This is a genomic window from Acinetobacter sp. YH01006 (assembly GCF_013420445.1).
In the GTDB taxonomy this organism is placed as follows: Bacteria; Pseudomonadota; Gammaproteobacteria; order Pseudomonadales; family Moraxellaceae; genus Acinetobacter; species Acinetobacter pseudolwoffii.
Genome location: NZ_VOYB01000005.1, coordinates 1 through 19,746, shown reverse-complemented (window position 1 = coordinate 19,746; position 19,746 = coordinate 1). Strand labels below are relative to the sequence as shown.

Here is a 19,746-nt window from a genome sequence, read left to right as displayed (position 1 = left end):
TGGCAGAATATGGGGTTTTAAAGTTTTTAGAGGATTGGCAATATGCGCTTTGTTGATGAAGCAGTCATTACCGTAGAGGCTGGCGACGGTGGCAATGGCGTAGCCAGTTTTCGCCGTGAAAAATTCGTGCCATTTGGTGGTCCAGATGGTGGTGATGGTGGTCGTGGTGGCAGTATTTATATACAGGCTGACGACAACACCAGTACGCTAGTTGATTATCGTTATACACGTAAATTCCGTGCAGAACGAGCAAAAAATGGCCGTGGGGCGAACTGTGCTGGTCGTGGCGGTGAAGACACCGTATTAAAAGTTCCAGTCGGAACAACAATTGTAGATGTTGAGTCTGGCGACATTATTGGCGATTTGATCGAAGATGGTCAACGCGTGAAAGTGGCAGCAGGCGGTGACGGTGGTTTAGGAAATACGCACTTTAAATCATCGACCAACCGTTCACCACGTAAGTGTACGCATGGTCAAAAAGGCGAATTCCGTGAAATCCGTCTGGAGCTTAAAGTTCTGGCAGATGTGGGCTTGCTGGGTATGCCAAATGCGGGTAAATCAACCTTCATTCGTGCAGTATCGGCGGCAAAACCAAAAGTGGCAGATTATCCATTTACCACCATGGTGCCAAACCTGGGTGTGGTCGATGCCGATAGTCACCGTTCATTCGTGATGGCCGATATTCCGGGTCTGATTGAAGGCGCATCTGAAGGTGCAGGTCTGGGGATTCGCTTCCTGAAGCATCTGGCACGTACCCGTATCTTGTTACACATCGTTGATGTACAACCGATTGATGGCTCAGATCCGGCACATAATGCTAAAGCAATTATGAAAGAGTTAGAAAATTTCTCCCCAACACTTTCAAAACTGCCGATCGTATTGGTGCTGAATAAAGTCGACCAATTGGCTGAAGAAACACGTGAAGAATGGTGTACTCATATTCTTGAAGAATTGCAGTGGGAAGGCCCGGTTTTTGAAACTTCTGGCTTAACCGCTGAAGGTACCAAAGACGTGGTTTACTACCTGATGGATCAGATCGAAGAGCAGCGTGAACGCGAAGCTGAAGATCAAGAATATGCAGCAGAAATGAAAGCATTCCGTGATCAGCTTGAAGCTGAAACACGTGAACAAACCATCGCTGCAAAAGAAGCGTATCGTGAGATGCGTCGTCAGCAACGTCTTGCCGGTATTCTGGGCGACGATGAAGATGATGAAGATGGCGATGATGATAGTGATGTGGAAGTGTACTACGTACGCTAATCTCTGAGAGAAGAGTCTGAGGACAAGATGATAGAAGTGGTAGATGGGCAGCGTCAGCTCAAGGGTTGTAAACGAATCGTTGTTAAAATCGGATCATCTTTACTCACAGCAAACGGACAAGGTTTAGATTTAGATGCCATCTCGCACTGGGCGGGACAAATCGCAGATCTACACAATGCAGGACACGAGATTATTCTGGTGTCTTCCGGTGCTGTGGCTGAAGGTATGGTGCGAATGAAACTTGAGAATCGACCCACCGATCTACCCAGTCTTCAGGCTTGTGCTGCCATTGGTCAGATGGGCCTGATTCATACCTGGTCAAGCGTACTGGAGAAACACCAGATTCGAACGGCGCAGGTATTATTGACCCATGATGATCTGGCAGATCGTCGCCGCTATCTCAATTCATGTGATGCTTTGCAGAACCTGATTGACTGGCGCGTGATTCCAGTGATCAATGAAAATGATACCGTTTCTACCGATGAAATCCGCTTTGGTGATAACGACACGCTGGCTGCCATGGTGGCAGGTCAGGTGCATGCCGATCTTCTGATTATCTTAACGGATCAGGAAGGTATGTTTGACTCAGATCCACGCTCGAATCCAGATGCCAAACTGTTCCATACGGTACGTGCGATGGATGAGAGCCTGTTTGATATGGCCGGTGGTGGTGGTAAATTTGGTCGCGGCGGCATGCTGACCAAAGTTCGTGCTGCACGACTGGCGGCAAAGTCCGGTTGTCCGACCTTAATTGCAAGCGGTGATAGTGATGCTGTGCTATCTCGTCTGATGTCTGGTGAATTGTTAGGAACCTTGTTTGTGACTGACAAAGATCGGATGACCGCGCATCAGCAATGGTTGGCAGCACACCTGCAAACGGCAGGTCGTTTGGTGATTGATGATGGTGCGGTAAAGGCCATTAAAGACAATCATCGTAGCTTGTTGCCTGTCGGCGTCAAAGCGGTTGAAGGACATTTTGAGCGCGGTGATGTGGTGGAATGTGTGGATACACAAGGTCACCGAATTGCAGTCGGTCGTGTTAACTTTAGTTCGCGTTCGGCAGATATTGTACGTGGTCTGGCTTCTGATAAAGTGCATCAGGTTTTAGGTGAAGCGCGTTCACTCGAGATGATTCACCGCAATCATATGGCGATCTACTAAGTCATTCAGATTTAAATTTCAATCATAAAAAATCCCGCTTTCGAGCGGGATTTTTTATGACATCTTAATGCGATTTATTTAATCCAGCCCATCCGGATTAATGGCGCAAACAGTGACTGATGAATAGTTAAAATAAACTGCATGAGTTTATCCTGATATTTCCACCACAATGGTAATCCAGCTAAATTTACTGTTATTGCAATCAGGAATGCACCCAGCATATCCATCGGAAAATGCACACCGACATAAACACGTGACCAAGCTACTAGCCAAGCTGTCCAGATTAGAATTCTTCCCAAATCACGTTGTGATGAAAAATAACAAGATAGGGCAATCCCACTAAAAATACTCATATGATTGCTGGGAAAAGAACCAGTCGGTGCATGTTCGATCAGGGTGCGACCAATATCTATTACAAACGGACGTGGGGTATTCAGGATCGCGGACAATACCTCGCTGATCGACAAGGTAATTGCTGTAAAAATAAATGCCTTGATAATGCCAGTTTTTACTTCATAACTGCCACGGAACCAGGCAATAGCAAAAATCAGCAGAAAGAGATAAACCAGATCATGCGCAATCAGGGAGGCATATTGGATCATCCAGATCGAGGCGTGTTCAGGTACATTTAGGATATGAAACAGGTAAAGATTCAGTTGGTCAAGAGACATGAGCAGAGAGGATTGGTACAAATGTCCGTTACTCTAAACCGGTCAAACCTCAATTCCTACCTGAGTTTGTATGAATTTGTAGCCTTGATTATTAAAGAATATTCAAATGATAGAAAACCACCCAAAAGGGTGGTTCTTAAAAATCCGAATAATATGATGAAATCTTATTTAAACTGAATCGCACCATTGGCACTCACCGTCATTTGCGATTCACCCGCAGCAACTTCCTGCTCTGGAACAGCCATATCCGCCGATGCAGCTTTCATCATGGCCATACGCGGTACAGGTTGTGGTGAATAGTTATTGGTATTCAGATTTAAGTTTACCAGTTGATAACTCGGTTTGTTCCAAGCTTGAGTCAGGGCCTGTGCGCGTTGCTGGAAGTTTTTAGAGGCTTCAATCATCAGCTCATTTTCAACTTTTTTGCGCTTTTCGTCTGAAACTTTGAAGTTAATTGACTGGGTCTGGAAGTGCTGTTGTAATTCAGCAATCAGTTGAGACGCCGCTTTAAAATCTTTCGATTCCAGACGAATCTGGGCACGTCCACGCCATTCTTTCAATTTGCGGTTATCATTGTCATAAATAGGGTAAGTGCTTTGTGCGCCCGTCTCGATTTTCACAGTTGGATATTTGCGCGCTGTGGTAATGGCCTGATTCATTAGCTGGTTAATTTGTGTAGCCAATTCAGCTGGCTGTTTGTTGGATTTTTCAATATAAAGCACGGCATGCATTTCATCATTTGAGATTTCACGACTGGCCTCTGCTGAAAGATTCACAACATTGTAATTCAGCGATTCAGCCGGAGCTGCAAATGCGCCTGTGGCCAAGGTAGATGCAAGGATAAAACTGGTAAGTGCTAAGAGACGCATGAAATTGTCCTGTTTTTCTTAAAATTGGCCATCTAAGCCGTTGTTAAAATATTAAATCTCAATTGTGATCTTTTTACGAAATATTTGTGGTAAGAGTGTTAAATTTTCTTTCATTTTACACTCTTACTTGATTTATGTTTATCGTTAATAATTAAGTGCTTAATGGTGGATTTTAAGCTTTTTTGCCTGAATGTTAGCTGTGCTACAAAAAAGCATAAAAGAACCCGCTTTTCTTTCTGCTGTCACACTGTAAGATGATCATTCAGGTTATAGGTTGGTGTGATGTTTTTTTTCGATAAAGATTAGGACAAAATGCAACTGAAAGTTGTTTATTTTCCTGAAAAATTCGGTATCATCCGCCTCCTAGTTATTTAAATACAAACTGCTAGCTAGAACCTCTTTATAAAGCGCCGAGTCAAAGGACCAAACGTCACCAGACTTATTTCTTTCACCCATATCAGAGATGGTAATTCGATATGAGCGTTACTTCTGTAAACCCTGCCACCAATTCCACAAACGAATACTACTTGACTCGCCAAAGTCAGATGGAATCGAATGTGCGTAGTTATCCACGTAAATTACCGTTAGCGATAGCGAAAGCACAAGGTTGCTGGGTTACCGATGTTGAAGGTACTGAGTACCTTGATTGTTTAGCTGGGGCAGGGACGTTGGCATTGGGCCATAATCATCCTGCAGTCATTCAAAGTATCCAGGATACAATTGCAAGCGGCTTGCCATTGCATACACTGGATTTAACTACGCCTTTAAAAGATGCTTTTACTGAAGCACTTCTTTCTTATCTTCCAGGTGGTCAAGAAGAATACTGCTTGCAGTTCTGTGGCCCATCCGGTGCAGATGCAACAGAAGCAGCCATCAAACTTGCGAAAACCTTTACCGGTCGTAGCTCGGTGATCAGCTTCTCTGGTGGCTATCACGGTATGACGCATGGTGCATTGGCCATGACCGGTAACCTGTCTGCGAAAAACGCAGTTAACGGTTTGATGCCAGGCGTTCAATTCATGCCGTATCCGCATGAATACCGTTGCCCATTGGGTCTTGGCGGTGAAGCGGGTGTAGATGCTTTAACGTATTTCTTTGAAAACTTCATTGAAGATGTAGAAAGCGGTGTGACTAAACCGGCAGCTGTGATTCTTGAAGCGATTCAAGGAGAAGGCGGTGTGGTAACTGCACCTGTGAAATGGTTGAAGAAAATCCGTGAAGTGACTGAAAAGCACAACATCGTGTTGATTCTTGATGAAGTTCAAGCGGGCTTTGCACGTTCAGGCAAAATGTTTGCCTTTGAACATGCGGGCATCGAACCGGATGTGGTGGTGATGTCTAAAGCTGTTGGTGGTAGCTTACCGCTCGCAGTACTCGGTATTAAACGTAAGTTTGATGCTTGGCAGCCAGCAGGTCATACCGGTACGTTCCGTGGTAACCAGTTGGCAATGGGTACAGGTCTTGCAACGATCAATACCATTAAAGAACAAAACCTGGCGCAAAATGCCCAAGAACGCGGTGATTTCCTGCAAGCTGAGATTAAAAAATTAGCTGCCGAATTCCCATGTATTGGTAACGTGCGCGGTCGCGGTTTGATGATTGGTGTTGAAATTGTGGACGAGCGCCAAAAGGCAGATCACATGGGTTCTTTACCTGCTGATGGTCAATTGGCAGCAGCGATCCAGACGGCATGTTTCAACAATAAATTATTGCTTGAGAAAGGTGGTCGTAACGGTACAGTGATTCGTTTACTTTGCCCATTGATCATCACGCATGACGAATGTGTTGAAGTGATTGCTCGCTTTAAGAAAGCAGTTGCTGAAGCTCTTGTTGCAGTTCGAGGCGCATAATTCATGGTAGATTTTGCAGAACATCGTAAAGCTTTACTTTGTAATGATGCTGCATCCATCGCTGACTACCAGTCAGCCATGGATCAAGCGACCAAAGCGGTTGCAGCATGGTTGCAAAATGACAAAATGTACACGGGTGGCAGCATTAACGAGCTGCGCAGCGCGATTACGTTTAATCCTTCTAAACAGGGGTTGGGTGTAGAGAAATCTTTAGAGCGTATGGTTGAGTTATTCCTCAACAAGAGCTTAAAAGTACATCATCCGCATTCACTTGCGCATCTTCACTGCCCAACCATGGTGACCAGCCAGATTGCGGAAGTACTGATTAATGCAACCAACCAGTCAATGGACTCATGGGATCAAAGCCCGGCCGGTTCACTGATGGAAGTTCAGTTAATCGATTGGTTACGTCAAAAAGTAGGCTATGGCGCAGGCCAGGCAGGCGTATTTACCTCTGGTGGTACACAGTCTAACCTGATGGGCGTACTGCTGGCACGTGATGCTTGCATCGCGAAAAACTGGAAAGACGAAAACGGTAAGCCGTGGTCGGTTCAGCGTGATGGTATTCCTGCGGATGCGATGCGTAATGTCAAAGTCATCTGTTCTGAAAATGCACATTTCTCTGTGCAAAAGAACATGGCGATGATGGGCATGGGTTTCCAGTCTGTAGTGACTGTTCCTGTGGACGAAAATGCGCGCATGGACATGGACGCACTTGAGAAAACCATGGCGCACCTTCAAAACGAAGGCAAAATCGTGGCATGTGTGGTGGCAACTGCAGGTACAACCGATGCAGGTGCAATCGATCCACTGAAGAAAGTCCGTGAAATCACCAACCAATATGGCGCGTGGATGCACATCGATGCAGCTTGGGGTGGTGCTTTAATTCTGTCTAACGATCATCGCGATATGTTAGGTGGTATCGAGCTGTCTGATTCGATTACGCTCGATTTCCATAAGCATTATTTCCAGACCATTTCGTGTGGCGCGTTCTTGCTGAAAGACGAAGCAAACTACCGTTTCATGCATTATGAAGCGGAGTACCTAAACTCTGCCTATGATGAAGAACATGGTGTGCCGAACCTGGTATCGAAGTCACTGCAAACCACGCGTCGTTTTGATGCGTTGAAATTGTGGATGACGGTGGAAGCATTAGGCGAAGAGCTTTATGGTTCAATGATCGATCACGGTGTTGGTTTGACGCGTGATGTGGCAGATTATATTAAAGTGACTGACGGTCTGGAGCTTCTGCTTGAGCCGCAATTTGCCTCTGTGCTGTTCCGTGTGGTTCCAGCGGGCTATCCGGTTGAACTGTTAGATACACTAAACCAGAACGTGGCAGATGAGCTGTTTGCACGTGGTGAAGCGAATATTGGTGTGACGAAAGTCGGTCAGGTTCAGTCTCTGAAAATGACCACTTTAAGCCCGGTTGCAACGCTGGATAACGTGAAGAACTTGCTGGCACTGGTGCTTGCAGAAGCGGATCGTATCAAAGATTCAATCGCTGATGGTACTTATACGCCACCTATTGCATAAGTGATGGTGGTGTGAAAAAAGGAGATCGAAATGATCTCCTTTTTTTATTTTTGAGTCATAGAATGATCAATTCTATAGGTAGATTCATCAGAAAAATACCGAATATCTGTACTTATTTTAAGCTGTTATAAAATCGTCATCTAATTATGTAAGGCTAGGGAGCAGGATTTATCCTGAGTTCAGGTTTATAAAAATTGTTACATGTCATTGGTCTAAAATTTTTTATTGAAGTGAATGACAAAAAGAACTTAATCATTGAAATCCATAAAAATTTAATCAAGAAAAAACTGCTAGATTAAAAATCATTAAATCGTAATAAAGCTGTAACTTATTTGTCATATTCTAAAATCAAAATGCATGTATCGAAATAAGTACAAAACTGAATAAAAAGTGGCGTACTCCAAATTGTATAAATGAGAGAGATACTAGAATGCGCTTTACAAATATAGCTTTAGCATTAGCAGTAACCGGGGCAGCTGCTGTAACGACTGCACACGCAGCTCGTGACACCATTCAAATTGCAGGTTCTTCAACTGTACTTCCATATGCCAGTATCGTGGCGGAAGAATTCGGTAATACTTTTCCACAGTTTAAAACACCAGTTGTCGGTTCTGGCGGTTCTTCAGGTGGTTTAAAGCAGTTCTGTAATGGCGTGGGTGATAACACCATTGATATCGCTAACTCTTCTCGTCAAATCAAATCTACAGAGCTGGCTGAATGTAAAAAGAATGGCGTTAACCAAGTATTAGAAATCAAAATTGGTTATGACGGTATTGTATTTGCTTCAAATGCCAACAAAGCGGCTTATAAACTGCGTCCACAACATGTCTTCGCTGCACTTGCTGCACAACTTCCATCAAATGGCAAAATGGTCGCCAATCCGTATACACGCTGGAACCAAATTGACAAAGCACTTCCGAATGAGCCGATCACGCTGGTGATTCCTGCTTCGAATCATGGCACGCGCGAAGTGTTCCAGGAGAAAATGGTGGATGCAGGTTGTGAATCGTATGCTGCAATTAAGTCTCTAGACAAAGATGCCAAGAAAAAAGCCTGTACCACATTCCGTAAAGATGGCCGTGTAGTTGAAATTGCAGGCGACTATACCGAAACACTGGCGCGTTTGAAAACTTCTCCAAGTGCAGTCGGGGTGTTTGGCCTAGGCTTCTATGACCAGAACCGTGACCGCTTACGTGTTGCAACTGTGAACAATGTAGCACCTTCTGAAAAAACAATTTTGAATGGTGCTTATCCGGTATCACGTCCATTGTTCTTCTACGTGAAAGGCGAACACTTGAAATCGATCAAAGGCTTACCACAGTTCACTGAATACTTCCTGAACAAGAAGGTATCAGGTAAGGGCTCTAAGCTGGAAAAAGCAGGTCTGATTTCAATGTCTGATAAAGAACGCGCAGCAGTCCTTGCAAATTTCAAGGCTGGTAAAGCGGTCATTGTAAAATAATCGATGATTTTGAAATCGCTGGTGGTAGGGTCAACCTACCATCGGCTTTTTGCGATAAACAAGTTTTTTCAAACCATGAAAATTGAGAAAACAGTGGAGAATACATGAATCTGCTACTTATAGGTGTGTTATTGGCCATTATGGCCATAGCCTATCAAATCGGATTAAGTAAAAGCCGTAATTTAGCAGGTAAGGGAAGCAATTCTGCAAACTTACACTCGCGTCCCGGATATTATGGTGCACTGGTTGCACTGTGGTGTGGTATCCCTGCGTTTTTAATTTTGATTGTTTGGAATATGGTTGAGCCAAGTTTTCTGGAGCAAGTGGTACTCAACCATTTGCCGCAGGATATTTCGGCCAATCTGGATCCGGCAAGTCTGGGCGTTGTTGTTGATCGCGTTCAGGCACTTGCCTCAGGTTTCGGTGTCAGTGATACACCTGCAGCCTATGAACTGGCCGCAGCAGAACAGTTAGCTAAATTTTCGACCATTGGTACGTTTGCCAAATTGGCAGTGGTGATTTCGGCTGCACTGGCTGGTCTGGTCTGGGCCAAGAAACATATTAGCCAGGAATTCCGCGCACGTAACCAAGTCGAGAAAATGATTAATATCGGCTTGGCATTGTGTTCGGGTGTGGCAATTCTGACCACGCTCGGGATTGTCATGTCGATGTTTGGTGAGGCGATGCGCTTCTTCAGCTTCGTCAGTCCACTGGATTTCTTCTTTGGTACCGAATGGAACCCGGGTTTTAGTACTTCTGGCAGTGCCGAGGGCAGTTACGGTTTATTGCCACTGCTGTGGGGTACGCTCATGGTCAGTGCGATCGCACTTTTGGTCGCGGTACCGGTCGGCCTGATGATTGCGATCTATCTGGCAGAATATGCATCACCGCGCTTCCGTTCTTGGGCAAAACCGACCATTGAAGTGTTGGCGGGTATTCCTACGATTGTTTATGGTGTCTTTGCCTTGATGATCATCGGTCCATTTCTTAAAGCCATGGGTGCCATGGTCGGACTCGAAATTAATGCCACCAGTGCGCTGACCGCGGGTCTGGTGATGGGCATCATGATTATTCCATTCGTATCTTCTCTATCCGATGACATTATTACCCAGGTGCCACGTGCCTTACGTGATGGTTCTCTGGGGCTAGGTGCAACCAAATCTGAAACGATCCGTCAGGTGGTTTTACCTGCAGCTTTGCCGGGTATTATTGGTGCTTTCCTGTTGGCAGCATCCCGTGCGATTGGTGAAACCATGATCGTGGTACTTGCAGCGGGGAACAGTCCGCAGCTGCATGCCAATCCACTTGAAGCCGTATCTACGGTCACCATTACCATCGTCAATCAATTAACAGGTGATACCGACTTTGCCAGTCCGCAAGCACTGGTGGCCTTTGCCCTGGGACTGACCTTATTTGTGATTACCCTAGGTTTGAACATTGTTGCACTGATCATCGTGCGTAAATATCGTGAGCAATACGACTAATGAGTACTTCAAATACAACGCCTGTGGATCAGCGTGTTGATCCATCCGTCGCTGCCGAGCTGCGTGAAAAGCGTAAGAAGACCATTCAAAGCTCTTTGGGGCGACGTCATCGTAAAGAAAAAACATTCCGTCTATTTGGTTTCTCTGCGGTATTGGCCGGTCTGTTCTTTGTGGTATTGCTCTTCGGCAGTATTTTATCCAAAGGTTTGCCTGCCTTCTGGCAAAGCAGCATGAGTTTGCCGATTCATTTCGATCCGGCCATTGTAGAGATTGGTCCAAAACCCAAGCCAGCTGCGGGAGAGTCTCCGGCGCAGTTTGAAGAGCGTATGATTGCCTGGCAAATGGATGTCGGCATGGTGGACTGGGATGCACTGATCATCAACGGCATGATCGCCAGAGACAGCAAGCTGGAAAGTCAGCGTGATGAACTGGGTTATTTATATACCAGTTCTGAGGCTTATCGCTTACGTGACATGGTCATGAATGATCCAAGTCTGGTCGGTCAAAGCACAGAGGTTAAAATTCTGGCAGATGCCAATGTCGATGTCTGGCTGGCGGGTAATATTGATCGTTCGTTACCAGCAGAACAGCAACAACTCAGTCCTGAAGTACGCCAGGTGGCGGACGAGATGAAAGCCTCAGGTGTAATCGAAAACAGTTTCAATACTAATATTTTTACCAGCCCTGACTCGCGTAGTTCACCGGCAACGTCAGGTCTGGCAGGCGCTTTCATGGGCTCGCTGTTCATGATGATGATCGTGATTTTTATCTCGATTCCAATTGGGGTAGCATCTGCGATCTATCTGGAAGAGTTTGCGCCGAAAAACTGGATTACCGATATTGTCGAAGTCAACATCAACAACCTGGCAGCAGTGCCATCGATTGTGTTTGGTTTGCTGGGTGCCGCGATCTTTATTGGCTGGATGCATTTACCGCTATCGGCCCCTCTGGTCGGTGGTCTGGTGCTGAGTCTGATGACTTTGCCAACTGTAATCATCACCACACGTGCATCGCTTAAAGCGGTTCCACCTTCGATTCGTCAGGCAGCGTTGGGCTTGGGTGCTTCACGACTGCAAACGGTTTTCCATCATGTCTTGCCATTGGCTTTGCCGGGTATTTTAACTGGTGCCATTATCGGGGTCGCGCAGGCATTAGGTGAAACCGCACCATTGTTATTAATCGGGATGAGTGCTTTTGTTGCCAGTGTTCCAGCCACACCATTTGATCAGTCTACAGCGTTACCTGTGCAGATTTTCTTATGGCAGGGCAATGAGTTACGTAACTTCTTTGAAGGGCGTACCGCAGCAGCAATTATTGTACTTCTGGCCATGATGATCAGCTTGAACAGTCTGGCCATCTGGTTACGTAAAAAGTTTGAAGTCCGTTGGTAATAGGGGCAGAATCATGAACACAACTGTTATTCAAAACTCCTTAAAAAAGGATCAATCCGTGAATCCACAACAGACACAATTCACTAATGATGAGGCTACACAAAAGCCAGCAACATCGTTTGTCTCCCAATTCGATACGCAAAGTAGCAGCAAAAAAGATGAAAAGTCGACAAATGTGAAACTGAGTACATCTGATGTGCATGTGTACTATGGTGAAGCGGAAGCGATTAAAGGCATTGACCTGAACATTTATGAAAATGAAGTGATTGCTTTTATTGGGCCATCAGGCTGTGGTAAGTCAACCTTTCTGCGTACCCTAAACCGCATGAATGACACCATTGACAGTTGTCGTGTGACCGGTAAAGTCATGCTGGACAATCAGGACATTTATGATCCAAACCTGGATGTGGTCTTGCTACGTGCTCAAGTCGGTATGGTATTCCAGAAGCCCAACCCGTTTCCAAAGTCTATTTTTGACAACGTTTCTTACGGCCCGAAATTACATGGTCTTGCACGTGATAAATACGATCTTGAAGAAATTGTCGAAGGCAGTTTGCGTAAAGCCGGTTTGTGGGAAGAAGTAAAAGACCGTTTGAATCAGCCGGGAACAGGTTTGTCAGGTGGTCAGCAGCAACGTTTATGTATCGCGCGTACCATCGCAGTTTCGCCTGAAGTGATTCTGATGGATGAACCATGTTCTGCGCTGGATCCAATTGCAACAGCAAAAGTAGAAGAGCTGATTTCTGAGCTTTCAACTCAATATACCATTGCGATTGTAACCCACTCCATGCAACAGGCAGCGCGTGTATCTGACCGTACTGCGTATTTCCATCTGGGTGATTTAATTGAGGTGAATGCGACCGAGAAAGTCTTTACCCAACCAGACCATCAATTGACTGAAGCTTATATTACAGGGCGTTTTGGTTAATACGATATATAAAAAAAGAGCCGTAAGGCTCTTTTTTATAGGTGAAATAGATGGTGATAATCGTAATAATTCTCGAAATAAAGTTGAAAAAAACCGAAATTGACCTAATCTAAAGGGATAAATCCGAATTAAATAGAGAATAGATTTTTTATGTTATTTCATACTCCGAAACTGTCCGCTGAAATCCGTATTAGTCATCTCAATGCGCGCATCAATGAACAACGAAAAAAAATAGCGCAAACTACTGGGTCTAAACTCGAACTTTTACAGTTATCGCAACAACTGTCAAAAGAAGCGCGTGCACGTAAGAAAACCAATCAAAAAATCTATGTACTCGATTTTAAAGGTGATATGGCGGCTTCTGCGGTAGAAGGCTTACGTGAAGAAATCACCTTGATTCTGGCCACAGCCAAAGCAGGTCGTGACCGCGTTGTAGTGCGTCTGGAAAGTCCGGGGGGCATGGTACATGGTTATGGACTTGCAGCAGCTCAACTGGTGCGGTTACGTGAGGCAGGTTTTCATTTGACCATCTGTGTCGATAAAGTGGCGGCTAGTGGCGGTTATATGATGGCGTGTATCGCCAATGAAATTATTTCTGCACCATTCGCGATTGTTGGTTCAATTGGTGTAGTTGCTCAAGTACCCAATTTTAACCGTCTGCTAAAAGACAATAAAATCGACTTTGAACTCTATACCGCTGGACAGTACAAACGTACCGTGACTATGTTTGGTGAAAATACCGAAGAGGGTAAGGCTAAGTTTGAAGAAGAACTACAGCAAACCCATGCTTTATTCAAACATTTCGTTGAAAAGTATCGCCCGCAGCTGAATATTGAAAAAGTGGCCACTGGTGAGCATTGGTATGGCCGGGATGCGCTGGATCTGAATCTGGTGGATAAACTGCAAACCTCAGATGAATACCTGCTCAACTTATTAACCCAGCATGATATCTATTCCATCCAGACCCGCAAGAAACCAACTTTGGGTGAAAAGCTGGGCCTACAAGCAGCGCAAATTGCTGATTCACTGGTACCAACTGTCATGAATAAAGTCATAGAAAGCTTAAGCAAAGCCAATGCAAATCTGGTGCAAATGCGTGATCCAAAACTTTAATTCAGTTGATCTTGAATGAATTTCAAAGCTCACTTCGGTGGGCTTTTTTATTTTTTGAAATCATATTGTTATGATATAAGTGGAGTACTCTGATTGAGTCTAGGCTCATATGCTCACGTTTATTTTGTTGCTTGGGTTTTTTAGTATCGTATTTATTCCGATGTTATGTATGCTTTGTTCTGAAGCAAAATTAACTCAGGATGATTCTAAGAAGGTTTTGTTTTGGCTGAGTTTTCTACCCGGCGTTTGTATCTTTCTGCTGTATAGCTTTCTAAAGCCCAATGATCCACCTGTTATTCCATCGAAGGAATGTGGTGTTGTGCAGTTTTATCAGATGCATAAAGTTCGAGGTGGTAACGAATTTGAACGTGTGAGTATTCGCTTTGATGGCGCTCAATATAGTCGGCATTTATTCTTCGATAAGCATCTGGATAAAATTCCTCAAGGCCAAAAGGCCTGCTTTGAATATCTAGATAAGTTCAAATATCCACATTTGTCAGAATCTAAGTTTGTTCAATGGATTGAACCGAATGAAATGTAAACCAGCACTGAAACTAATCAGATAAAATAAAGCATATTTTATTGTTAGAGCAGAAACATGGCTATAGCTGAAGCATTTATTGCAACGCAAAATTGTTATTTTAATTATGAATTTGAAGAACTCTATTTAGAGGATGATTTTCCTGAGGAGTTATCTGTGTCACTGCGTGGCATGATGTTCCGTCATGAGATTCAATATCCTGATGCAACCTATTTCATTTATTACAGTGAGATGTTGACGGGGAATGAACTGCAAAAAATGAAGGATGATTGGATGCGATATTGCCCACATTCATAATTGAAGATATGAATGTAATTAAATCCGTGATCCAAAACTTTAATTCAATTGATCTTGAATGAATTTCAAAGCTCACTTTGGTGAGCTTTTTTATTGGTCGATATCAACTGCAGACCGCCTGTTATCGCCGCGCCAATCGTAGCAAGCAAGACGTCTTTGTGCGCATCCCACATATCACCTTGTTGTCCATTATAGTTTTCAGCTTCCTCAGGAGATAAACCAATGGCAATCAGCCATTCCAGCCATTCATAGAGCATGCTGCTGGCCACCACAAACTGAATTACCAGCAGGAAAATGACCACGGGTTTTTGCTGCGGCAACCAGACCTGAAACAGACGATAGAAAATTGGATAAAGTAATAATCCGTAGGCCAGATGGACAAATCGGTCGAACATATTGCGTGACCAGTGCATCACTTCATTCAGATGAAAGCCAAAAATCTGCTCGATCCACTGGTTATAAGGCACATAAGAATACAGATAGTGTGCAGCAATCACATGAATAATCAAAAAAAGAATATATAAATTAAAACTTAAAAAATTCAGGCCGATTTTATACAGGCAGATGAGCAGCATGATGATCATGAAAACTGTGCCTGCCTGATGCAAGAGATAAGCTTCCAGTTCTAAAGGACGAATACTGGCAAGCAAAATCGCCAGAATTAAAATGCCTAGGCTTGTGTAATGTTTGGCGGAAAGTCGATGATCAATCATGTCGTTATTGTGAAATATCTTTTTTAGAATAAAATACATTATAAATAAAAAGGCGAAGCCTGAGCTTCGCCTTTTGGTCTTATTTTAAATTAGATTTTAGCAATCAGCTCAGCCACTTGTTTGGCCTGTTCAGCAGCATTACCTGTATAAGAAGCAGGTGTCATTTCAGCTAAACGTGCACGATCAGCAGCAGGAACCGCTTCTAACTCGTTACCGTTTACGAAATCAACCATCATGTCGCGTGTCATGGCCTGACCACGAGTCAGGGCTTTTAATTTTTCGTATGGTTTTTCAACGTTGTAACGACGCATTACAGTTTGAATCGGTTCAGCCAACACTTCTTGCGCATTGTCTAAATCTTCATTGATACGTGCAGCATTGAGTTCAAGTTTGCCGATCCCTTTAGCACATGCTTCGAAAGCAATTAAGCTTTGTGCAAAACCAACACCCATGTTACGTAGTACAGTAGAGTCAGTCAGGTCACGCTGCCAGCGAGAAATTGGCAGTTTTTCACCCAAGTGTGCAAGTACAGCATTGGCAAGACCCAAGTTACCTTCAGAGTTTTCGAAGTCAATCGGGTTTACTTTATGCGGCATGGTTGAAGAACCGACTTCGCCATCTTTTAGCTTTTGCTTGAAGAAACCAAGCGAGATATAACCCCAAACATCACGGTTAAAATCGATCAGAATAGTGTTGAAACGACGCAGGGCATCAAACAGTTCAGCCATATAATCATGTGGCTCGATTTGTGTGGTGTACGGGTTGAAATCTAGACCCAAAGATTCCACAAATGCTTGTGAATGCGCAGGCCAGTTGATGTCTGGATAAACAGAATAGTGCGCATTGTAGTTACCTACTGCACCATTGATTTTGCCTAGAAGTTCAACATTTTTGAACTGTTTGATTTGACGTGCAAGGCGGTAAGCCACGTTCGCCATTTCTTTACCCAACGTCGTTGGGCTTGCAGTTTGACCATGCGTACGAGACAACATTGGCTGGTCAGCATGCTTTTCAGAAAGTGCAACAATTGAATCAATGATTTGCTGCATAGATGCAATCAGTACATCACGACCGCTTTTCAGCATTAAAGCATGTGACAGGTTGTTAATATCTTCAGACGTACATGCAAAGTGAATGAATTCACCGGCATTTTTCAATTCGTCGATATTGGCAATTTTTTCTTTCAGGAAATATTCAACCGCTTTAACGTCGTGGTTGGTGGTGCGTTCAATTTCTTTGATACGATTGGCATCATCTTCAGAGAAATTGCTTACAATCGCATCAAGCGCTGCATTAGTTTCGCCTGAAAACGCCGGAACTTCAGTAATTTCCGGATGGTTCGCAAGCGCCTGTAACCAACGCACTTCAACAGTCACACGAGCATGGATTAAACCAAACTCAGAAAGAAAGGGACGTAGAGCATCACATTTGCTCGCGTAACGTCCATCTAGTGGAGAAAGTGCAGTTAAAGCGTTCATATCGATTCCTTAGATTTTGGAATTAAACGTAAAACGAAACACGTGCAGTATCAGTTAAACCACCTGAAACTGTAAACGCGCCAGATTCTGAATATCTTTTAGCAACTTGCGTTTGCCAAATACCATGCCCCAGGAGCTGCCACCAAGCTGACGCCACAGGTGCGCCATTTGCAAACCGGTAAAGAGGGAAGCGCGGATGCGGTTGGTATGTCCGGCATCTTTAAAGGCTTCGGCATTGCCACGAACCATGATGCGCGGATTGATTGATCCCGCAGTATCGACATAGGTTTGAGCCAGATTGGCAATGATGCTGGGGTGCAGGTAATTGTTATCGAAGAAGGAAAGCTGTCTGAGAATTTTCTGTTGGGACTGTTCAATAATTTCAACAAATTTGGGATTGCTATAGACCTTCTTTTCTAATTGAAGAAGTGCCATGGCATAGCTCATTGGAAGTTTGGTGCTGGAAAGTTTTGGAATTCTGGATTTTGGTGAAGTATTGAAGGGCTGAATAATGCTGCTTTCTAATGTTTTTAAGCCTAAGGAAATATCGGCCAGTTGATTAAAAAAGTCTAGGGTCTGGGCATTTTCGTTATTGCCGGGACGGATATTGAGACTGGCTTTAATCAACTGTTCAAAATAAAAGTTACCGTTTTCACCAATACTTTGCTGACCACTCAATGCGGTCATATGGGTCAGCTGGGTGGCCTGAAACACACCCGCTAACGCCAAAGCGCGATTTTGACGAGTATTCAACGTTGTGGCTGGTTGAAATGGTAACTCCGTCATGCCGAATTCATCCTTTTATAAAATCAGGTTTAGGTGCATTGGTATGATGAATCACACCACCGCCTAAACAAACTTCACCTGAATAAAACACCACACTTTGACCTGGGGTCACTGCACGTTGTGGTTCATCAAACTCCACACGTACACCATTGGGTGATTCTGAATCTTGGTACACCGTACATGCTTGATCAGTCTGACGGTAACGGGTTTTGGCCGTGCAACGAAAACCTGTTTCAGGAATATCCTGCTCGCCGGCCACCCAGTCAATTGCTTCACTCCAAAGCATGGTGCTTTGCATCAGTGGGTGCTCATGGCCTTGACCCACCACCAGACGATTGCCTTCGATATCTTTATGTAATACGAACCAGGCACCTTCCGCGACGCCTTTCATTCCGCCAATACCGATGCCGCCGCGTTGACCGAGCGTATAGTACATTAAGCCGTGATGATCACCAACCTCTTTACCGTCTTCCAGCACGATTTTTCCGGGTTGTGCCGGTAAATATTGCTTCAAGAAGTCATTAAATCGGCGTTCGCCAATAAAGCAGATCCCGGTCGAGTCTTTTTTCTTTGCCGTAGCAAGATCTAATTCTTCAGCGATTTTGCGGACTTGCGGCTTTTCAATTTCACCGACAGGGAATAATGTCTTGTTAATTTCACGACCATGTACGGCATGCAGGAAATAGGTTTGATCCTTATTCTGATCAACACCACGTAAGAGTGGTGCGTATTCTTCACCGCGTGAATTGGTCATGGTTGCACCGCGACGACAGTAATGACCTGTGGCAATAAAGTCTGCACCCAAGTTCACCGCATGATCTAGAAAAGCGCGGAATTTAATTTCTTTATTACATAAAATGTCTGGGTTTGGGGTACGGCCAGCCGCATATTCTGCTAAAAAATGCTCGAATACACGATCCCAATATTCCATGGCAAAGTTTGCGGTATGCAGTTTAATCCCGATTTTGTCGCAGACGGCCTGAGCATCGGCAAGGTCATCCATCGCCGTGCAATATTCTGTGCCGTCATCTTCTTCCCAGTTTTTCATGAAAAGGCCTTCAACCTGATAACCTTGTTGAAGTAAAAGCGCAGCAGAAACAGATGAATCTACACCACCTGACATTCCGACGATGACACGTTGTTGCATAGGATTAGGCATCCAAATTTGAAATTAAGGGAGAGTTTTGGTGCTCGTAAATGAGCGATAAAGGATATTTTTGACCTGACAGGGCATCTTGAATGGCTTTAATCACCAAGGGGCTGCGCGCACGAGCCGACTCTTGCAGTTCATCTAAGCTCATCCAGACTGCACCGACAATGTCTGTATCTAAAGTGGCATTTGGGTCGTAGTCAATCGATTTGGCTAAAAAGCAGAAGCGGAAATAAGTACGATCCGGGAACATCGGCGGGGTGTAGGTATACATCCCTAATAGATGGGTTACTTCAACCGTATGTCCGGTTTCTTCCATGGTTTCGCGAATTGCAGCCTCGACAATGCTTTCACCGCATTCTACATGACCTGCTGGCTGATTAAATACTGTGTGTGTCACACCTTCTGTATGTTCTTCTACAAACAGGAATTTTCCGTCTTTTTCAATGACGGTCGCGACAGTGACGTGAGCAGTCCAAGCGGTCATAAAGCAGCACCATGGAAAATGATGCACTATTGTATAAAATTTTGCGGTGTGTGGCTATGAGGGGCGGGGATTTCTTTGATTGTTTAAATCATCGGGATTGGAGGTTTTAAGCTTAATCAAATCCTGCTATGTGAAAAAGTCCTATTGATAGGTTTTGATTTTCTTTTATCAAAAAGTGAATGAGCTTGAAAAGTGTACTATAAAGCAGAGAATTTAAAGCAAAAATTTATCAATAAAAAGCCTGTTTTCAGGGCAATATCTAGCTCAAAATCACTACATCAACGCATAAGATCAAGAGATGTAAAGAGGTTGCTCTTAACGGATTTAAGTAAAAAACAGGAAAAGCTTAACATCTTTATTGTTTTAGGGTATCTAATGATTGTTTTGATCAAGCATAATTTCAGACAATTCAACATAAAACAAATCCATGAAATTATAGAATATAGGACTTACGCATTGACGGATTCAAAAAAGTATTAAAATACTTTATAAAGTATCTGTGATCAGACGAATTAAACATGCTTCTACAGCAACTTGTACATTACCCATTTATATGGGCTTTCTCATGA

Annotated in this window: 18 protein-coding genes; 11 read left to right on the top strand and 7 right to left on the bottom strand. The window is 44.0% G+C overall.

What is annotated here, in order from left to right; translation table 11 throughout:
• Positions 1 to 42 precede the first annotated feature (42 nt).
• The gene (gene cgtA / locus FTT73_RS05985; RefSeq protein WP_005096448.1) at positions 43 to 1,260 is read left to right on the top strand and encodes an Obg family GTPase CgtA; all 1,218 of its coding nucleotides are present in this window, start codon (positions 43 to 45) and stop codon (positions 1,258 to 1,260) included.
• Positions 1,261 to 1,287: 27 nt separating this feature from the next.
• A complete protein-coding gene (proB, locus tag FTT73_RS05980) occupies positions 1,288 to 2,421 on the top strand; it encodes a glutamate 5-kinase (RefSeq protein WP_074383013.1) in 1,134 nt (377 codons plus the stop codon).
• A gap of 74 nt (positions 2,422 to 2,495) precedes the next feature.
• On the opposite strand, the gene FTT73_RS05975 is transcribed toward proB, so the two are convergent.
• Entirely contained in the window at positions 2,496 to 3,092 is a 597-nt protein-coding gene (locus tag FTT73_RS05975) for a phosphatase PAP2 family protein (RefSeq protein WP_005096450.1), read from the bottom strand.
• Positions 3,093 to 3,256: 164 nt separating this feature from the next.
• Complete coding sequence (locus FTT73_RS05970; protein ID WP_005096452.1) at positions 3,257 to 3,961, bottom strand: SIMPL domain-containing protein; 705 nt, start codon at positions 3,959 to 3,961, stop codon at positions 3,257 to 3,259.
• A 476-nt stretch (positions 3,962 to 4,437) separates the two neighbouring features.
• Here FTT73_RS05970 and FTT73_RS05965 point away from each other — a divergent pair, with 476 nt between their 5' ends.
• The 9 genes from FTT73_RS05965 to FTT73_RS05925 all read left to right on the top strand — a co-directional run bounded on the left by FTT73_RS05965 (position 4,438) and on the right by FTT73_RS05925 (position 14,563).
• On the top strand, positions 4,438 to 5,811 hold the full coding sequence (locus FTT73_RS05965) for a diaminobutyrate--2-oxoglutarate transaminase (protein WP_005096454.1): 1,374 nt from the start codon (positions 4,438 to 4,440) through the stop codon (positions 5,809 to 5,811).
• A 3-nt stretch (positions 5,812 to 5,814) separates the two neighbouring features.
• Positions 5,815 to 7,347 (top strand): aspartate aminotransferase family protein, encoded by a 1,533-nt coding sequence (locus tag FTT73_RS05960; RefSeq protein WP_180191146.1) that lies wholly within the window; start codon positions 5,815 to 5,817, stop codon positions 7,345 to 7,347.
• A gap of 430 nt (positions 7,348 to 7,777) precedes the next feature.
• On the top strand, positions 7,778 to 8,809 hold the full coding sequence (locus tag FTT73_RS05955) for a substrate-binding domain-containing protein (RefSeq protein WP_159515939.1): 1,032 nt from the start codon (positions 7,778 to 7,780) through the stop codon (positions 8,807 to 8,809).
• Between the two features lie 104 nt (positions 8,810 to 8,913).
• Positions 8,914 to 10,293 (top strand): phosphate ABC transporter permease subunit PstC, encoded by a 1,380-nt coding sequence (gene pstC / locus FTT73_RS05950; protein ID WP_180077295.1) that lies wholly within the window; start codon positions 8,914 to 8,916, stop codon positions 10,291 to 10,293.
• Positions 10,293 to 11,684: a phosphate ABC transporter permease PstA gene (pstA, locus tag FTT73_RS05945; protein ID WP_005096458.1), complete on the top strand. Its 1,392-nt coding sequence runs from the start codon at positions 10,293 to 10,295 to the stop codon at positions 11,682 to 11,684. The genes pstC and pstA overlap by 1 nt, the downstream gene beginning before the upstream one ends.
• Before the next feature lie 13 nt (positions 11,685 to 11,697).
• Positions 11,698 to 12,612, top strand: coding sequence for a phosphate ABC transporter ATP-binding protein PstB (gene pstB / locus FTT73_RS05940; RefSeq protein WP_005171697.1), 915 nt, complete (start codon positions 11,698 to 11,700; stop codon positions 12,610 to 12,612).
• A gap of 150 nt (positions 12,613 to 12,762) precedes the next feature.
• The gene (gene sohB / locus FTT73_RS05935) at positions 12,763 to 13,725 is read left to right on the top strand and encodes a protease SohB (RefSeq protein ID WP_004730096.1); all 963 of its coding nucleotides are present in this window, start codon (positions 12,763 to 12,765) and stop codon (positions 13,723 to 13,725) included.
• 109 nt (positions 13,726 to 13,834) lie between these two features.
• Entirely contained in the window at positions 13,835 to 14,266 is a 432-nt protein-coding gene (locus FTT73_RS05930) for a hypothetical protein (RefSeq protein WP_153566484.1), read from the top strand.
• A 57-nt stretch (positions 14,267 to 14,323) separates the two neighbouring features.
• The gene (locus FTT73_RS05925; protein WP_180072123.1) at positions 14,324 to 14,563 is read left to right on the top strand and encodes a hypothetical protein; all 240 of its coding nucleotides are present in this window, start codon (positions 14,324 to 14,326) and stop codon (positions 14,561 to 14,563) included.
• 65 nt (positions 14,564 to 14,628) lie between these two features.
• Here the strand turns inward: FTT73_RS05925 and FTT73_RS05920 are convergent, their stop codons facing one another.
• From FTT73_RS05920 to FTT73_RS05900, 5 genes are all read right to left on the bottom strand, one after another.
• Positions 14,629 to 15,276 (bottom strand): DUF2238 domain-containing protein, encoded by a 648-nt coding sequence (locus FTT73_RS05920; protein WP_180077297.1) that lies wholly within the window; start codon positions 15,274 to 15,276, stop codon positions 14,629 to 14,631.
• 89 nt (positions 15,277 to 15,365) lie between these two features.
• Positions 15,366 to 16,754 carry an adenylosuccinate lyase gene (gene purB / locus FTT73_RS05915; RefSeq protein ID WP_180077299.1) on the bottom strand — a complete coding sequence of 463 codons (1,389 nt, stop codon included), beginning with the start codon at positions 16,752 to 16,754 and terminating at the stop codon, positions 15,366 to 15,368.
• Between the two features lie 54 nt (positions 16,755 to 16,808).
• On the bottom strand, positions 16,809 to 17,540 hold the full coding sequence (gene hflD, locus FTT73_RS05910; protein WP_005096468.1) for a high frequency lysogenization protein HflD: 732 nt from the start codon (positions 17,538 to 17,540) through the stop codon (positions 16,809 to 16,811).
• Between the two features lie 7 nt (positions 17,541 to 17,547).
• Positions 17,548 to 18,687: a tRNA 2-thiouridine(34) synthase MnmA gene (mnmA, locus tag FTT73_RS05905; RefSeq protein WP_005096469.1), complete on the bottom strand. Its 1,140-nt coding sequence runs from the start codon at positions 18,685 to 18,687 to the stop codon at positions 17,548 to 17,550.
• Between the two features lie 4 nt (positions 18,688 to 18,691).
• Positions 18,692 to 19,177 (bottom strand): NUDIX hydrolase, encoded by a 486-nt coding sequence (locus tag FTT73_RS05900; RefSeq protein ID WP_074382996.1) that lies wholly within the window; start codon positions 19,175 to 19,177, stop codon positions 18,692 to 18,694.
• Between the last annotated feature and the right edge of the window lie 569 nt (positions 19,178 to 19,746).

Bases quoted from the DNA above. Each gene is read 5' to 3' on its own strand.
- cgtA (WP_005096448.1), top strand. From the start codon at position 43: ATGCGCTTTGTTGATGAAGCAGTCATTACCGTAGAGGCTGGCGACGGT.
- proB (WP_074383013.1), top strand. From the start codon at position 1,288: ATGATAGAAGTGGTAGATGGGCAGCGTCAGCTCAAGGGTTGTAAACGA.
- FTT73_RS05975 (WP_005096450.1), bottom strand. From the start codon at position 3,092: ATGTCTCTTGACCAACTGAATCTTTACCTGTTTCATATCCTAAATGTA.
- FTT73_RS05970 (WP_005096452.1), bottom strand. From the start codon at position 3,961: ATGCGTCTCTTAGCACTTACCAGTTTTATCCTTGCATCTACCTTGGCC.
- FTT73_RS05965 (WP_005096454.1), top strand. From the start codon at position 4,438: ATGAGCGTTACTTCTGTAAACCCTGCCACCAATTCCACAAACGAATAC.
- FTT73_RS05960 (WP_180191146.1), top strand. From the start codon at position 5,815: ATGGTAGATTTTGCAGAACATCGTAAAGCTTTACTTTGTAATGATGCT.
- FTT73_RS05955 (WP_159515939.1), top strand. From the start codon at position 7,778: ATGCGCTTTACAAATATAGCTTTAGCATTAGCAGTAACCGGGGCAGCT.
- pstC (WP_180077295.1), top strand. From the start codon at position 8,914: ATGAATCTGCTACTTATAGGTGTGTTATTGGCCATTATGGCCATAGCC.
- pstA (WP_005096458.1), top strand. From the start codon at position 10,293: ATGAGTACTTCAAATACAACGCCTGTGGATCAGCGTGTTGATCCATCC.
- pstB (WP_005171697.1), top strand. From the start codon at position 11,698: ATGAACACAACTGTTATTCAAAACTCCTTAAAAAAGGATCAATCCGTG.
- sohB (WP_004730096.1), top strand. From the start codon at position 12,763: ATGTTATTTCATACTCCGAAACTGTCCGCTGAAATCCGTATTAGTCAT.
- FTT73_RS05930 (WP_153566484.1), top strand. From the start codon at position 13,835: ATGCTCACGTTTATTTTGTTGCTTGGGTTTTTTAGTATCGTATTTATT.
- FTT73_RS05925 (WP_180072123.1), top strand. From the start codon at position 14,324: ATGGCTATAGCTGAAGCATTTATTGCAACGCAAAATTGTTATTTTAAT.
- FTT73_RS05920 (WP_180077297.1), bottom strand. From the start codon at position 15,276: ATGATTGATCATCGACTTTCCGCCAAACATTACACAAGCCTAGGCATT.
- purB (WP_180077299.1), bottom strand. From the start codon at position 16,754: ATGAACGCTTTAACTGCACTTTCTCCACTAGATGGACGTTACGCGAGC.
- hflD (WP_005096468.1), bottom strand. From the start codon at position 17,540: ATGACGGAGTTACCATTTCAACCAGCCACAACGTTGAATACTCGTCAA.
- mnmA (WP_005096469.1), bottom strand. From the start codon at position 18,687: ATGCAACAACGTGTCATCGTCGGAATGTCAGGTGGTGTAGATTCATCT.
- FTT73_RS05900 (WP_074382996.1), bottom strand. From the start codon at position 19,177: ATGACCGCTTGGACTGCTCACGTCACTGTCGCGACCGTCATTGAAAAA.